At 64.6% G+C, this 13,891-nt stretch carries 14 protein-coding genes; 10 read left to right on the top strand and 4 right to left on the bottom strand.

The window, feature by feature from the left end; genetic code table 11:
• Positions 1-67 precede the first annotated feature (67 nt).
• A complete protein-coding gene (locus ACSKB8_RS39820; protein WP_128944873.1) occupies positions 68-1,141 on the bottom strand; it encodes a tartrate dehydrogenase in 1,074 nt (357 codons plus the stop codon).
• Here ACSKB8_RS39820 and ACSKB8_RS39825 point away from each other — a divergent pair.
• From ACSKB8_RS39825 to ACSKB8_RS39835, 3 genes are all read left to right on the top strand, one after another.
• Complete coding sequence (locus tag ACSKB8_RS39825; protein ID WP_276484778.1) at positions 1,134-1,268, top strand: hypothetical protein; 135 nt, start codon at positions 1,134-1,136, stop codon at positions 1,266-1,268. The two genes, ACSKB8_RS39820 and ACSKB8_RS39825, sit on opposite strands and share 8 nt — an antisense overlap.
• A 28-nt stretch (positions 1,269-1,296) precedes the next feature.
• Positions 1,297-2,073, top strand: coding sequence for an SDR family oxidoreductase (locus ACSKB8_RS39830; protein WP_438109975.1), 777 nt, complete (start codon positions 1,297-1,299; stop codon positions 2,071-2,073).
• A 121-nt stretch (positions 2,074-2,194) separates the two neighbouring features.
• Positions 2,195-3,625 (top strand): amidase, encoded by a 1,431-nt coding sequence (locus ACSKB8_RS39835; RefSeq protein WP_438109977.1) that lies wholly within the window; start codon positions 2,195-2,197, stop codon positions 3,623-3,625.
• A gap of 216 nt (positions 3,626-3,841) precedes the next feature.
• Here ACSKB8_RS39835 and ACSKB8_RS39840 read toward each other — a convergent pair whose 3' ends face one another.
• A complete protein-coding gene (locus ACSKB8_RS39840; RefSeq protein ID WP_438109979.1) occupies positions 3,842-4,948 on the bottom strand; it encodes an amino acid ABC transporter permease in 1,107 nt (368 codons plus the stop codon).
• A gap of 2 nt (positions 4,949-4,950) precedes the next feature.
• The gene (locus ACSKB8_RS39845; protein ID WP_438109980.1) at positions 4,951-6,138 is read right to left on the bottom strand and encodes an amino acid ABC transporter permease; all 1,188 of its coding nucleotides are present in this window, start codon (positions 6,136-6,138) and stop codon (positions 4,951-4,953) included.
• An 88-nt stretch (positions 6,139-6,226) separates the two neighbouring features.
• Here ACSKB8_RS39845 and ACSKB8_RS39850 point away from each other — a divergent pair, with 88 nt between their 5' ends.
• The 4 genes from ACSKB8_RS39850 (at position 6,227) to ACSKB8_RS39865 (ending at position 10,273) form a co-directional block, all read left to right on the top strand.
• Entirely contained in the window at positions 6,227-7,099 is an 873-nt protein-coding gene (locus ACSKB8_RS39850; protein ID WP_438109981.1) for a MurR/RpiR family transcriptional regulator, read from the top strand.
• A 3-nt stretch (positions 7,100-7,102) separates the two neighbouring features.
• The gene (locus ACSKB8_RS39855) at positions 7,103-8,452 is read left to right on the top strand and encodes an aspartate aminotransferase family protein (protein ID WP_438109983.1); all 1,350 of its coding nucleotides are present in this window, start codon (positions 7,103-7,105) and stop codon (positions 8,450-8,452) included.
• A gap of 12 nt (positions 8,453-8,464) precedes the next feature.
• The gene (locus ACSKB8_RS39860; RefSeq protein WP_438109985.1) at positions 8,465-9,478 is read left to right on the top strand and encodes an amino acid ABC transporter substrate-binding protein; all 1,014 of its coding nucleotides are present in this window, start codon (positions 8,465-8,467) and stop codon (positions 9,476-9,478) included.
• Between the two features lie 156 nt (positions 9,479-9,634).
• A complete protein-coding gene (locus tag ACSKB8_RS39865) occupies positions 9,635-10,273 on the top strand; it encodes an aspartate/glutamate racemase family protein (protein WP_438109987.1) in 639 nt (212 codons plus the stop codon).
• On the opposite strand, the gene ACSKB8_RS39870 is transcribed toward ACSKB8_RS39865, so the two are convergent.
• A complete protein-coding gene (locus ACSKB8_RS39870; RefSeq protein ID WP_438109989.1) occupies positions 10,215-10,913 on the bottom strand; it encodes a TetR/AcrR family transcriptional regulator in 699 nt (232 codons plus the stop codon). The genes ACSKB8_RS39865 and ACSKB8_RS39870 overlap by 59 nt on opposite strands.
• A 133-nt stretch (positions 10,914-11,046) precedes the next feature.
• On the opposite strand from ACSKB8_RS39870, the gene ACSKB8_RS39875 reads away from it, so the two are divergent.
• From ACSKB8_RS39875 to ACSKB8_RS39885, 3 genes are read left to right on the top strand one after another with little or no spacing between them, the layout of a single operon-like run.
• Positions 11,047-11,256: a ferredoxin gene (locus ACSKB8_RS39875; RefSeq protein WP_018648108.1), complete on the top strand. Its 210-nt coding sequence runs from the start codon at positions 11,047-11,049 to the stop codon at positions 11,254-11,256.
• 56 nt (positions 11,257-11,312) lie between these two features.
• Entirely contained in the window at positions 11,313-12,533 is a 1,221-nt protein-coding gene (locus tag ACSKB8_RS39880; protein WP_438109991.1) for a cytochrome P450, read from the top strand.
• Between the two features lie 33 nt (positions 12,534-12,566).
• Positions 12,567-13,889 carry an MFS transporter gene (locus ACSKB8_RS39885; protein ID WP_438109993.1) on the top strand — a complete coding sequence of 441 codons (1,323 nt, stop codon included), beginning with the start codon at positions 12,567-12,569 and terminating at the stop codon, positions 13,887-13,889.
• The last annotated feature ends 2 nt before the right edge of the window (positions 13,890-13,891 follow it).

Consider the following 13,891-nt stretch of genomic DNA (forward strand, 5'->3'; position numbering starts at 1 on the left):
TCACCCGGCCTCGATGCTGCGCATCGAAGCCACCCTCTCCCACAAGGGGAGAGGGTGAAGCACCGAGCTAGTCCACCATCTCCGCGACGGCCTTGCCGCAGGCCGTCGTGTCGGCATTACCGCCGAGGTCCTTGGTCCGGAGCGTGCGTTCGGCGAGCGTGCGCTCGATCGCGTCGACGATCGACTTGCCGGCTTCCTTCTCGCCGAGATGTTCCAACATCATCGCGCCCGACCAGATCATGCCGATCGGGTTGGCGATGCCCTGCCCCGCGATGTCAGGCGCCGAGCCGTGTACCGGCTCGAACACCGAGGGGAAATCGCCCTCGGGATTGATGTTGCCTGACGGCGCGATGCCGATGGTGCCGGTGCAGGCCGGGCCGAGATCGGAGAGGATGTCGCCGAACAGATTGGAGCCGACCACGACGTCGAACCAGTCCGGATGCAGCACGAAGTTCGCGGTCAGGATATCGATGTGGTACTTGTCCCACTTCACGCCCGGGAACTTCTTGGCCATCGCCTCCACGCGTTCGTCCCAATAGGGCATCGTGATGGAGATGCCGTTCGATTTCGTCGCCGACGTCAGGTGCTTCTTCGGCCGCGACTGGGCGAGCTCGAAGGCGAACTTCAGGATGCGGTCGACGCCGATGCGGGTCATCACCGTCTGCTGCGTCACGAATTCACGGTCGGTGTCCGGGAACATGCGGCCGCCGACGGAGGAATATTCGCCTTCGGTGTTCTCGCGCACCACCCAGAAATCGATGTCGCCGGGCTTGCGGTTCGCCAGCGGCGACGGCACGCCGGGCATCAGCCGCACCGGGCGCAGGTTCACATACTGGTCGAACTCGCGGCGAAACTTGATCAACGAGCCCCACAGCGAGACGTGGTCCGGAATCTTGGCCGGCCAACCGACCGCACCGAAATAGATCGCATCGTGCTTGCCGATCTTTTCCTTCCAGTCATCCGGCATCATCTGGCCGTGCTTCTCGTAATAGTCCCAGGACGAGAAGTCGAAATGGTCGAATTGCAGGGACACCCCGTGCTTCTTCGCCGCCGCCTCCAGAACGCGCTGGCCCTCAGGCATCACTTCCTTGCCGATGCCGTCGCCGGGAATGACTGCGATCCGGTATTGTTTCTTGCTCATCGAGAACGTCCTTGATTGGTTCGGCAGCCGCCGCCTTTTGATCGCACTGCAATGGACCAAACGCGGCGGCAGTGCAACGCTGCACTGCAATGTTGACCATGGCGCGACCGAGCGCCTACTGATTTGATCCTGTTCCTATCCTGCGAGTCCCCTTCATGGATCTGCATCTGCGTGGCAAGCGCGTCCTGATCACGGGCGCATCCAAGGGCATCGGCGCGGCCGCCGCCGAGGCGTTTGCCGAGGAAGGCGCGCATCTGCTGCTCGCTGCCCGCAGCGGCGAGCAGCTCAAGGCGCTGGCCGAGCGGTTGCGCTCCGCGCACCAGGTCGATGCCGCGACGAGTGTCGTCGATCTACGCAAATCCGAGGACATCGCGCGGCTCGCCAAGGAAGCTGCGGACATCGACATCCTCGTCAACAACGCCGGCGACATCCCTGGCGGGTCCATCGACAAGATCGACGAGGCGACCTGGCGGCACGCCTGGGAATTGAAAGTGTTCGGCTACATCAACCTCACGCGGCAGATCTATGCGCAGATGAAGGCCAAGGGTGGCGGCGTGATTGTCAACGACATCGGCGCGGCGGGCGAGAAGTTCGATGCTAATTACATCTGCGGCAGCGCCGGCAACGCCGCGCTGATGGCCTTCACCCGCGCGCTCGGTGGAAAAAGTCTCGCCGACAACATCCGCGTGGTCGGCATCAATCCCGGACCTGTCGGCACCGACCGCCACGTCACCCTGCTCAAGACGCGGGCAAAGCACCAGTTCGGTGACGAGACCCGCTACAAGGAATTCCAGAAGAGCCTGCCGCTCGGGCGCCCTGCGCATGCGCGCGAGATCGGCGACCTCATGGCGTTCCTGGCGTCGGACCGCTCGGGCTACACGTCAGGGGTGATCTACACCGTTGATGGCGGCATCAGCGCCGGGTGGGGCTAACTCTATCCCCGTCATTGTGAGCGAAGCGAAGCAATCCAGAAATGCCCCCGCGGTGAAAAGACTGGATTGCTTCGCTTCGCTCGCAATGACGGCACCAAGTACAAGCATAGGAGTAAAATAGTTGTCTCAAGAGCTGATCCGCGAAACCGCGTGCGCCGTCGTCGACAAATTGCGGTCTGGCGACGTCTCGCCGCTTGAACTGCTGGATGTGGTGGAGAAGCGCATCAGCGAAGTCGATGGCAGGGTCAACGCGCTGCCGACGCTGTGCTTCGATCGCGCCCGGGATAACGCCAAGGCGCTGATGCAGAAGCCGGCCGGCGCGCGCGGGCTGCTCGCGGGCCTGCCGGTGCCGATCAAGGATCTGACCGACGTTGCGGGCGTGCTGAACACGCAGGGCTCGCCGATCTTCAAGGACAACATCCCCGCGAAATCCGACCTCATGGTCGAGAACCTCGAGGCCAATGGTGCGGTGGTCTACGCCAAATCCAACACGCCGGAATTCGGCGCCGGCGCCAACACCTTCAACGAGGTGTTCGGTGCGACCCTCAATCCCTGGGATACTTCGAAATCTGCCGCCGGCTCCTCCGGCGGCGCGGCAGTGGCGCTGGCCACCGGCATGGCCTGGCTCGCGCAGGGCTCCGACATGGGCGGCAGCCTGCGCAGTCCGGCAAGTTTCTGCGGCATCGTCGGCATGCGGCCGAGCATCGGCCGCGTCGCGCATACGCCCAAGGCGGGCATCGACCGCAATCTCGGCGTGCAGGGCCCGATGGCCCGCAACGTCGAGGATCTCGCACTGCTGCTGGATGCCATGAGCGGCGACTATGCCGCCGATCCGCTGTCGCTGCCGGCGCCGCTGACGTCGTTCCTGTCGGCTGCCCAGTCCGGCAAGAAGCCGAGGCGTATCGCCTATTCGCCCGATCTCGGCATCACGCCGGTCGATCCCGAGGTCAAGGCGATCACACGCAAGGCGGCTGAACGCTTCGCCGAGGCCGGCGTCACCGTCGAGGAGGCGCATCCGGACTGGCGCGAGGCGCATGAATGCTTCCACGTGCTGCGCGCTTTCGACTTCGCGATCAGCAAGGCGCAACTTCTTCGCACCAAGCGTGACCTGCTCAAGCCGGAGGTGATCTGGAACATCGAGGAAGGCCTCAAGCTCACCGTCGAGCAGCTCGAACGTGCCGAGGCCCAGCGCGTCGGCATGACCGCGCGCGCGGTCGAGTTCTTTAGGACCTACGATCTCCTGCTGGTGCCGACCACGATCGTGCCGCCCTTCCCGGTCGAAAATCGCTATGTCGCCGAATGCGCGGGCAAGCGATTTGACAATTACGTCGAATGGCTCGGCATCGTCTACGCCATCACGCTCGCATGCTGCCCGTCACTGTCGCTGCCCTGCGGTTTCACGGCGTCAGGCCTGCCGGTCGGCGTGCAGGTGGTCGGCGCACCACGTGCGGATGCGCAAGTGATCGCAGGCGCGAAAGTGCTGGAGGATATATTGGGCCTGCGCGGCACGACACCGATCGATCCGAGGGTGAAGCAACAGCGCAATCCATGATGCTAGCGCAGTACCCCTCTCCCCTTGCGGGAGAGGGTGGATCGCCGCATAGCGGCGAGACGGGTGAGGGGTATCTCTCCGCGCGCAAATCTCGTCATGGGAGTTCGCTGAAGCAAACCCCTCATCCGGCGCCATAGCCGATGCGAAGCATCGGCGTTCCCAAGAACGGCGGCCGAAGGCCGCCCATGCCACCTTCCCACAAGGGGAGAAGGAAGATCACCTTCCGCTCGTCGCCTCCAGACTCCGGCTGTAGCGCGACATCGCAAAGCAAAAGACAAAATAGATTGCGGCGACGAAGATATAGACCTCGACGGAAAACTGCTGCCAGGCGGGATCGATGATCGCGGTCTTCGCCGTCGTCAGCAGGTCGAAGATGCCGATGATCAGCACGAGACTGGTGTCCTTGAAGAAGGCGATGAAGGTGTTGACCAGCGGCGGGATGACGTGGCGGATCGCCTGCGGCAGGATGATCAGCCGGTTCTTGCGCCAGTAGGACAGCCCGAGCGCGTCGGCAGCCTCATATTGACCACGCGGCACGGCCTGAAGGCCACCGCGGATGACTTCGGCAAGGTAGGCGCCCGCGAACAGGATGATCGCGATCTGTGCGCGCAGGAGCTTGTCGATGTTGAACCCACTAGGCATGAACAGCGGAAACATCACGCTGGCCATGAACAAGAGGCTCACCAGCGGCACGCCGCGGATCAGCTCGACATAGAGCACACTGAGCGAACGGATCGCTGGAAGCTTTGAACGCCTGCCGAGCGCGACAAGGATGCCGAGTGGAAAGCCGAACGCGAGTCCAAACGTCGCCAGGATCAGTGTCACCGGCAATCCGCCCCAGCGATCCTGCGAGACGAAAGAGAGTCCCAGCACCCCGCCCCACATCAGCACGCTGATTAGCGCGAGCGCACCGATCCAGATGAAAACGAGCTCGCGCCGCCACAGGGCGCGGCGGGTCGAGAGATAGAACAGCGCGATGAACAGCACGACCGACAGCGCCGGCCGCCACTGCTCGTCGAACGGATAGGTGCCGAACAGGATGAAGCGGTACTTTTCAGGAATGACCGCCCAGCAGGCGCCGATGCCGCGCACCGCGCGGCAAGCGCTGGAATCATTCACCGGCGTAAGCCAGACCGCACTAGCAATGCCCCATTGCACGAAGCTGATCACGCCCTTCGCGAGCACCGCCAGCAGCACGATCGTCAGGATGCCGTTCGGGATCGACGAGAACAAGTTGCTGCGCAGCCAGCGCAGCATCGGATTTCCAACCTGTGGGCGGCGAGCGGCACGCGGCACGTCCGGCATATCGCTGATCGCCGTCATTCTCAGCGCTCCACCAGCGCGATGCGCGCATTGTACCAATTCATGAAAAAGCTGATGCCGAGACTGATGGTCAGGAACACCGCCATGATCAACGCGATCGCCTCGATCGCCTGGCCTGTCTGGTTGAGCGTGGTGTTCGCGATCGAGACGACATCCTGGTAGCCGATCGCGACCGCGAGCGAGGAGTTTTTTGTCAGATTGAGATACTGGCTCGTCATCGGCGGCACGATCACGCGTAGCGCCTGCGGCAAGATGATCTGCCGCAGCATGAAGCTGCGGCGCAGACCGAGCGCGTTGGCGGCGTCCCACTGTCCCCGCGGCACGGATTGGATGCCGCTACGCACGATCTCGGCGATGAAGGCCGAGGTGTAGGTGACGAGCGCGATCAGCAGCGCGAAATATTCGGGCGCCAGCGTCAGCCCGCCGACGAAGTTGAAGCCGCGCAGCTGGGGCCATTCGATCCGCCAGGATACGCCGAGCAGCACGGACGCCAGCGCCGGCAACGCAATCATCAGCGCAACCGCAAAGGGCCAAGCTGGCCGTGGCTTGCCATCGCGCATCTGCTGCGCGATCAGCCATCGCCGGACGACATAGAACACCGCGCAACCCAGCACCGCGGTGCCGAGGACCGCCAGCTGGGGCGGGCCGAACGGGATCGCCGGCAGGATCAAGCCGCGATTGGAGAGGAACACACCCTCGACAGGTCGCCACGCGGCGCGTGCAGCCGGCAGTGCCTGCATCAGCACGTACCAGAACAGGAGCTGAAGCAGCAGCGGGATATCGCGAAGCGTCTCGACATAGACCGCGGCGAGCCGTGACAGCAGCCAGTTCGCCGACAATCGCGAGATGCCGATTAGCGTGCCCAAGATCGTCGCGAGCACGATCCCGATCACGGCAACGCGCAAGGTGTTGGCGACGCCGACAACGAACGCCCAGAGGTAAGTGTCTCTCGGACTATAGGCGAGCAGACTGTCGGCGATGGGCATGCCGGCCTCGCGGCCGAGGAAGGCAAAACCGGTGGTGATGCGGCGGGCCGAGAGGTTGGTGACGGTGTTGGACCAGAGGAACGCGATGACCGCAACCGCGATGCCGACGACCAGGACCTGCCAGAACAGGCCCTTCAGCTCGCGGCGCCCGAAGGCGCCGAAGAAGCGGCGGCGCGGCGGCGGTCTCGGTGCATCTGAGGTCACGGCACAAAAATCCTTCTCAAGGGGCAGCGATTTCCGGCAGCGCACGTCAACTGTTGCACCAAACTTCAATTCATGCAACAAATGTTTCATGGCCGAGCCCGCGAAATCCTCGCCGTTGAGCGAGCTGCGTATTGCATTGCCATCGCTCCCGATGCGCTTGCAGGAGGTCGGACGCTTCGTCGCCGCCAACGATTACGACGCCACCACCCGTTCGATGCGCGATCTCGCGGCGGAAGCCGGCGCCGATCCTGCCGCGTTCACGCGGCTTGCGAAGGCGATCGGCTATTCGGGCTGGGAGGAGTTGCGCGCGGCGCTGACCGAGGCGCGGCGGCCGTCGCAGACCGCGCCCTTCTCCGGCCGCGCAAGAGGCCGTCGCCACGGGCCGAACGCCGATGTCGCGCTCGTCACCAACAAGCTTGCGGCCGAGGCCGCCGGCCTTCCGCGGATCCCGGCACACCCGATCGCGGAAGCTGCCCGCGCGCTGCACGATGCCAAGCGGATCTGGATCGCCGGCTATCGCAGCTGCCGCAGCGTCGCGGAATTGCTAAACTACGAGCTGCGACTGTTTCGGCCCGAGCAGGTCCAGCTCGTCGGTGCTTCCGGCCCCGACGACCTCGATCTCGGCGCGTTCCGGCCCGGGGAAGCCGTTATCGTCGTCGGCTTCCTGCCCTACACGCATGCAAGCGTCCGTGTCGCGCAGGCGGCCTATCGCGCCGGCGCGACACTGGTCGCCATCGCGGATAGTCTCTCGGCACCGATGGCCGAGGGCGCCGACCACGTGCTGCTGTTCGAGGCGGCGTCCTCTCCGGGCTTCTTTCCGAGCCTCACCGGCGCGATTGCGATCGCGCAGTCGCTCGCGGCGGTCACGTTCTCGCTCGGCGGCGTTGCCGCGAAGAAGCGTCTGGAAAGTACCGAGGCGCGACTCGCTGCGACCTCCACTTACGTCCCAGAGAAAGGTTGACCCATGGCCGCTCGCACCAGCCGCGTGCTGCACCGCTCGTTGCGCGAAACGCCGCCCAAGGCGATCGGCGGTGAAGGCGTCTATCTCTTTGCCGAGGACGGCCGGCGCATCATCGACGCCTCCGGTGGCGCGGCGGTCTCCTGCCTCGGGCACCAGCACCCGCGCGTGATCGCGGCGATGACAAAGCAGGCTGCGACGCTTGCCTATGCTCATACCGCGTTCTTCTCCTCCGAGCCGGCCGAGGCACTGGCTGAGCTGCTGGTCGGCCATGAGCCCGGCGGTCTCGCCTACGCCTATTTCGTCAGCGGCGGATCGGAGGCGATCGAGGCCAGCATCAAGCTCGCCCGGCAATATTTCATCGAGCGCGGCGAGCCGCAGCGGCAACACTTCATCGCGCGGCGGCAGAGCTATCACGGCAACACGCTCGGCGCGCTTGCCGCCGGCGGCAATGCCTGGCGGCGCGCACCCTATGCACCGCTACTCTCGGCGGCATTCAGCCACGTGACGCCGGCCTTCGCCTATCACGAGAAGCGCGAGGGCGAGTCGGATGCGCAGTTCGTCGCGCGCCTTGCCGCCGAGCTCGAAGCCGAGTTTCAGCGGCTTGGCCCCGACAGCGTGGCGGCGTTCCTCGCCGAGCCCGTCGTCGGCGCCACCGCCGGCGCCGTGACCGCACCGGAGGGCTACTTCAAGGCGGTACGCGAGATCTGCGACCGGCACGGCGCGCTGCTGATCCTCGACGAGGTCATGTGCGGCATGGGCCGCACCGGCACCGCGCATGCCTGGGAGCAGGAAGGTATCGCGCCCGACATCCAGGCCATCGCGAAGGGTCTCGGTGGCGGCTATCAGCCGATCGGCGCGATGCTCGCGAGCGGCAAGATCGTCGACACGATCCGCGCCGGCTCCGGCGCGTTCCAGCACGGTCACACCTATCTGGCGCATCCCCTCGCCTGCGCGGCCGCGCTCACGGTGCAAAACGTGATCCGCGAGGACGGCCTGCTCGATCAAGTCAGAGAGCGCGGGCGGCAACTCGAGCAACGGCTGACCGAACGCTTCGGCAATCACCGCCATGTCGGCGACATCAGGGGTCGCGGGCTGTTCTGGGCTATCGAGCTCGTCGCCGATCGCGCCAGCCGCACCTCGTTCGACCCGGCGCTCAAGCTGCACCAGAAGATCAAGGCGGAGGCGCTCGCCAACGGGCTCGGCTGCTATCCCGGCGGCGGCACCGTAGACGGGGTGCGCGGCGACCACGTGCTGCTGGCGCCGCCCTATATCGCTTCCGCAGACGAGATCGACCTGATCGTCGACAGGCTCGGCACGGCCGTCGACAACGTGTTGCGTAGTGTCAATCACTGAGGGGAGAGTAGCATGATGAGGAAAGTGGTTATCGCAGCGGGCGTGCTCGCAGCATCGACGGTCGTCGCGTCGGCCGCGACGCTCGACACGGTGAAGAGCCGCGGCACGCTGGTGTGCGGCGTCAGCGCCGGCTTTGCCGGCTTCTCCGCGCCGGATTCGCAAGGCAACTACAAGGGTCTCGACGTCGACTATTGCCGCGCCCTCGCGGCCGGCGTGCTCGGTGATCCCAACAAGGTGCGTTACGTCTCGCTGACCGCGCAGAACCGCTTCACCGCGCTGCAATCGGGCGAGATCGACGTGCTCTACCGCAATTCGACCCAGACATACTTGCGCGGCGTAACACTGGGCCTGCGGCAAGGTCCGATCAACTTCTACGACGGCCAGGGTTTTGTCGTGAGGAAAGACCTCGGCGTGAAGGAGCTGAAGGACCTCAAGGGCGCCACCGTCTGCGTGGCTCAAGGCACCACGCATGAGGTCACGCTGGGTGATTACGGCCGCGCCAACGGCATCGACTGGAAGCCGCTGGTGTTCGACCGCATCGACACCATGTACCAGACCTTCTTCGGCGGCCGCTGCGATGCCATGACCCAGGACGCCTCTGCGCTCGCGGGTGCCGTGACGACCGCGGCGCCGAACCCGGTCGACTACGTCGTGCTGTCGCAGACCATCAGCAAGGAGCCACTCGGCCCCTTCACCCGCAACGGCGACGAGGTCTGGAGCGACATCATCACCTGGCTGCATTACGGTCTGATAGAGGCCGAAGAACTCGGCGTCACCCAAGCCAATGTCGACGAGATGGCGAAGTCGCAGACGCCTGCGATCCAGCGGCTCCTCGGTGCCTCCGGCGACCTCGGCTCGCGGCTTGGGCTCGACAACAAATGGCTGGTCACGGCGATCAAGGCCACCGGCAATTATGGCGAGATCTATGAGCGCAACGTCGGCAAGGCCAGCACGCTCAAGCTCGATCGCGGCCTCAACGGCCTCTGGAGCAAGGGCGGCTTGATGTACGCGCTGCCGTTCAAGTAGACGGTGCTTCACCTCTCCCCGCCTGCGGGGAGAGGTCGACCGCGCAGCGGTCGGGTGAGGGGGAGCTTCCGCAAGTCCAACTCTCACCGTCCCCGCGGAGACTTCCCCTCACCCCACCCTCTCCCCGCAAGCGGGGCGAGGGAGACGAGACATCCCATGCGCATCGCCCTCATCCACGCCCTCAAGCATTCCATCGCGCCGATCGAGGCGGCGTTCGCGCAGGCGTGGCCCGAGGCGCGGCTGATGAACCTGCTCGACGACAGCCTATCGGCGGATCTGGCGCGCGACGGTGCGCTTACCGACACGATGACCGAGCGCTTCCTGGCGCTCGGCGATTACGCGGCGGCAACAGGGGCGGACGGGATCTTGTTCACCTGTTCGGCCTTCGGTCCCTGCATCGAGGCGGTCGCGCGGGCGCATGCGCCGATGCCGGTGCTGAAGCCGAACGAGGCGATGATCGAACGTGCCGTGACCATGGGTAAGCGCATCGGCCTGCTCTCGACCTTCCCGCCGACCCTGGTCTCGATGCCGCCGGAATTTCCTGCTTCCGTCCAAATCGTGCCGAAACTTGCCGAGGGCGCGCTGGCTGCGCTCGATCGCGGCGACCGCGCCACGCACAACCGGCTGATTACGGAGGCCTCACGCGATTTGCGCGATTGCGATGTCATCGCGCTCGCGCAGTTCAGCATCGCGGCAACGGCGCCGCTGGTTGCGGAAGCCACCGGCCGCCCTGTCGTCACCACACCGGACAGCGCGGTCGACAAGCTGATGAGCCTGCTGAAGGCGAAGACTTAAGCGCCGTTCTTTTTCGCCGGGCATCCTTGATCGCGACCGCGAGCGCGGCCTTCGTTTCGCTCACGAAATCCTGGACGAGATCCTCGCGCGTGGCATGAGCGGCCTCGCCGGTGAACAGGCCCTGCTCCGCCAGCATCACCACGCCGTGCAGCGCCGCCCAGATCTTGAGGGCCTGTCGTTCGCGCAAATAGCCGACGGCAGACACCTCCAGGGCCTCGATCACGAGCGCAAACGTCTCGCGCGTGGCCTCATGCAGCTCGCTGCCCTTGGCGGCGCGGGACACTGTGCGGGACGCGAACATCAGGCGATAGATGCCGTTGCGGCGCAATCCGAAGTCGAGCATTGCCTGCGCCAGCCGCGACAGCTTCGACTGCTCCGACGGTTTCGCCATCGCCGCCCGAAAGGTTGCACTGAGCTGCCGGAACGCCTCTGCCGTCACCGTCGCAAGCAAGGCGTCGCGGTCGGCAAAATGCCGGTATGGCGCCGGCTGCGAGACGCCGAGCTGCTTGGCCAGCGCCTTGATGCTGATCGCCTCGGCGCCGCCGCGTTCCGCTTCGCGCAGCGCGGCCTTGATCAAGGCATCGCGAAGATCGCCATGGTGGTAGGTCTTCTCGGGCTTGCGGGCGAGTTGTGAGCGCATGTCGCGGCGAGACTATAAGTTTGCGCTTGACAGGGGAAGCCTGTCGCGAATGTAATAGGATATAACTTATAGAACGCAGATGAGGAAACGCGCCGCCTTCGGGCCTCGCGCGCACACGACCGAGGAAGCCGCAATGGCAGAGCGACTGAAGGTTCACGTCGATCCCGACAAATGCCAGGGCCACGCCCGCTGCAAGGCGCTCGCGCCGGAGCTGTTCGAGCTCGACGAATACGGCAACGCCCATGAAGCCGGAGACGGCACCGTCCCGCCGGGACTGGAAGACAAAGCCTGGCTTGCCAAGTCCAATTGTCCGGAGATCGCAATCGATGTGATCGAGGAGTAGCGTGCTTTCCGCGTTGTGGGTGCCTTCCGCGAACACGAGCCCCTGGGGATTCCGAGATGTCCGACGTCAGCCAACCCGCCGCTCATCCGCCCGTGACCGACTGGGTCCATGATTTCGACCACACCGATCCGCAATGGACGGACGATCCCTTCCCGATCTGGGACGAACTGCGCGCCGCAAGCCCGGTCGTGCACACAGAACGCTTCCTTGGCTGCTATCTGCCGACGACCTATGCAGCCGTGCGCGAGATCGCCAACGACACCGAGCATTTCTCCTCCCGCCGCATCATCGTCCGCGACGTGCGCCCGGAGATCGCCAGGAATGCGGCCCCGCCGATCACCTCCGATCCGCCCGTGCACAAGCCGGCCAAGCAATTGCTGCTGCCGCCGTTCACGCCGGACGCGATGAAGAAGCTCGAGCCAAGGGTCCGCGCCATCTGCAACGAGCTGATCGACGACTTCATCGCCGAGAAGAGCGTGGACGCCGCGGCGCGCTACACGAAGCACATTCCGGTGCGCGCGATCGCGCACATGCTCGGCATTCCCGAAAGCGACAGCGACCTCTTCGTCAACTGGATCCACATGATCCTGGAGCTCGGCATCAAGGACGAGAGCAAGCTGCTCCAGGCCGTCCAGGAGATGAGCGCCTATTTCAGCAGTCATATCGAGGCGCGCAAGACGAAGCCGACCGACGACCTGATCTCCTACCTGATGAACGCCAGGGACAAGGACGGCAATCCGCTCGAGGACTCCCACGTGCTGGGCTCGCTGCGCCTGCTCCTGATCGCCGGCATCGACACCACTTGGAGCGCGATCGGCTCCTCGCTCTGGCATCTTGCGAAAACGCCGACCGATCGCGAACGGCTGATCGCCGAGCCAGGGTTGATTCCAACCGCGGTGGAAGAACTGCTGCGCGCCTATTCCCCGGTGACGATGGCGCGCGAGGTGGTCAAGGACACATCAATTTCGGGCTGCCCGGTGAAAGCAGGCAACATGGTGCTGCTGTCCTTCCCCGCCGCGAACCGCGATCCCAAGATGTTTCCGGACGCTGACAAAGTCGTGATCGACCGTCGCGAGAACCGCCATGCTGCCTTCGGCCTCGGCATCCATCGCTGCGTCGGTTCCAACCTTGCGCGCATGGAAATGCAGGTTGCACTGGAGGAATGGCTGAAGCGGATTCCGGATTTTGCTCTTGACCCGGCAGGCACCGTGACCTGGTCGCAAGGCACGGTGAGAGGGCCCCGCCAGTTGCCATTTCTGCTTGGAAAGGCGATGTAGGCCTCTCCAAACAACGATACGGAGAGGCCGGACGTGACAGAGCAAGCAACCAACCCGGCCTCTGCGTATTTTGACCTCGCCGACGCCGAGCGGCGGATCAAGGCGATCTTCATCGGCTCGATCGGCAATCTCGTCGAGTGGTACGATTTCTACGCCTATACGGCGTTTGCGCTCTACTTCGCTCCCGCGTTCTTCCCCGGTAACGACCCCGTCGTCCAGCAATTGAACGTCGCCGTCGTATTCGCGGCGACCTTCCTGATGCGGCCTCTCGGCGGCTGGTTCTTCGGCTATATCGCCGACCATTTCGGCCGCCGCATCTCGCTCACTCTGTCTGTCGTCTTCATGTGCTTCGGCTCGCTGATCATTGCGCTGACGCCGACCTATGCCACGATCGGCTTTGCGGCGCCGGTGATCCTGGCGCTCGCCCGCGTCATCGAGGGCTTGAGCCTCGGCGGCGAATATGGCGCCAGTGCCACTTACCTCAGCGAAGTCGCCGACCCCAAGCACCGCGGCTTCTATTCCAGCTTTCAGTACGTGACGCTGATCGGCGGCCAGCTCACCGCAATCATCGTGCTGCTGCTCCTGCAAAAGGTCTTCCTCACGCCGGCGGAGCTGAAGGACTGGGGTTGGCGTATCCCCTTTGCGATCGGCGCGGCGCTTGCGATCTTTGCCGCGGTGATGCGGCGTGGCCTGCACGAGACCGAGGCGTTCGAGGAGGCCAAGAAGGTGGTGAAGCCGACCGGATCGATCACCAACCTGCTGCGTTATCCGCGCGAGCTCTTGCTGGTCGTCGGCCTCACCGCCGGCGGCACCGCCGCTTTCTACACGTTCACCACCTACATGCAGACCTTCGTCAAGCTTTCGGTCGGGCTGACCGAGGACCAGACCACTTTCGTGATCTTCGGCACTTTGATTTTCGCGACCATCCTCCAGCCGATCTACGGCGCGATCTCCGACAGGATCGGACGCAAGCCGCTGCTGATCTTCTTCGGCGTCGCCGGCACGCTCGCGACCGTGCCGCTGCTGATGACGCTGAAGGAGACCAAGTCGCCCTTCATCGCGTTCATCCTGATCTGCGCCGCTTGGCTGTTCGTCGCCGGCTACACCTCGATCAATGCGGTGGTGAAGGCCGAGTTGTTCCCGACCAATGTCCGCGCGCTCGGCGTCGGTCTGCCCTATGCCATTACGGTCTCGATCTTCGGCGGCACGGCGCCGGCGATCGCGCTCTATTTCAAGAGCATCGGGCACGAGGAATGGTTCTATTTCTATCTTGCCAGCATCATCTGCCTGTCGCTGATCATCTATGCTACCATGCGCGACACCAAGCACGCCTCCGCAATGCATCGGCACGAGTAAGC

The organism is Bradyrhizobium sp. BR 1432, from assembly GCF_051547705.1.
GTDB lineage: Bacteria > Pseudomonadota > Alphaproteobacteria > Rhizobiales > Xanthobacteraceae > Bradyrhizobium > Bradyrhizobium zhanjiangense.

Excerpts from the sequence above, each read along its gene's own strand:
- ACSKB8_RS39850 (WP_438109981.1), top strand. The coding sequence starts at position 6,227 with ATGGCCGAGCCCGCGAAATCCTCGCCGTTGAGCGAGCTGCGTATTGCA.
- ACSKB8_RS39875 (WP_018648108.1), top strand. The coding sequence starts at position 11,047 with ATGGCAGAGCGACTGAAGGTTCACGTCGATCCCGACAAATGCCAGGGC.
- ACSKB8_RS39840 (WP_438109979.1), bottom strand. The coding sequence starts at position 4,948 with ATGACGGCGATCAGCGATATGCCGGACGTGCCGCGTGCCGCTCGCCGC.
- ACSKB8_RS39865 (WP_438109987.1), top strand. The coding sequence starts at position 9,635 with ATGCGCATCGCCCTCATCCACGCCCTCAAGCATTCCATCGCGCCGATC.
- ACSKB8_RS39820 (WP_128944873.1), bottom strand. The coding sequence starts at position 1,141 with ATGAGCAAGAAACAATACCGGATCGCAGTCATTCCCGGCGACGGCATC.
- ACSKB8_RS39880 (WP_438109991.1), top strand. The coding sequence starts at position 11,313 with ATGTCCGACGTCAGCCAACCCGCCGCTCATCCGCCCGTGACCGACTGG.
- ACSKB8_RS39860 (WP_438109985.1), top strand. The coding sequence starts at position 8,465 with ATGATGAGGAAAGTGGTTATCGCAGCGGGCGTGCTCGCAGCATCGACG.
- ACSKB8_RS39870 (WP_438109989.1), bottom strand. The coding sequence starts at position 10,913 with ATGCGCTCACAACTCGCCCGCAAGCCCGAGAAGACCTACCACCATGGC.
- ACSKB8_RS39830 (WP_438109975.1), top strand. The coding sequence starts at position 1,297 with ATGGATCTGCATCTGCGTGGCAAGCGCGTCCTGATCACGGGCGCATCC.
- ACSKB8_RS39855 (WP_438109983.1), top strand. The coding sequence starts at position 7,103 with ATGGCCGCTCGCACCAGCCGCGTGCTGCACCGCTCGTTGCGCGAAACG.